We start from the raw sequence: 465 nt of genomic DNA, 5'->3' as shown, positions 1-465 counted from the left end.
GAACGAGCCGCCGGAGGTGGTGCTGGCCGAGCTGACCGCGGCGTTGAGGGCCGCGACGGTGGCCGAGATGCTGGAGGAGGCGTTGATGGAGGCCGAGACGGAGGTGCCGTTGATGGTCATCAGCACGGTCGAGGACGCGGTGCTGGCACTGTAGGCGTTGGCGGCGGTACCGGCGGTGGAGAGCTGGGTCGAGAGCGCCTGGTTGGCGATCGACTTGGCTTGGTCGACGAGCTTCTGGATCGAGGTGATGCCCTGGTTGGCCGCCTGGATCGACTGCACGCCGTTGGAGACACCGTCCAGCAGGGTGTTGAGGCCGGTAGAGCGGCTGTCGAGGGCCTGGGAGGTGAAGAAGTTGGTCGGGTTGTCGAGGGCGGAGTTGACCGTCTTGCCGGTGGCGAGGCGGTTCTGCGTGGTCGCCATCAGCTGCGCCGTGTCCTGCAGCGAGAGCAGGTTCTGACGCGTGGC

Annotated in this window: 1 pseudogene; it reads right to left on the bottom strand. The window is 67.3% G+C overall.

Features of this window, described 5'->3' with window-relative positions:
* Nucleotides 1-465: pseudogene (locus MKK82_RS20230) on the bottom strand (flagellar protein); the annotation flags it as partial.

This window comes from Methylobacterium sp. E-046, from assembly GCF_022829625.1.
GTDB classification, from domain to species: Bacteria; Pseudomonadota; Alphaproteobacteria; order Rhizobiales; family Beijerinckiaceae; genus Methylobacterium; species Methylobacterium longum.
The sequence above is the reverse complement of the archived record's forward strand: the minus strand, read 5'-3'. Positions and strand labels throughout refer to the sequence as shown.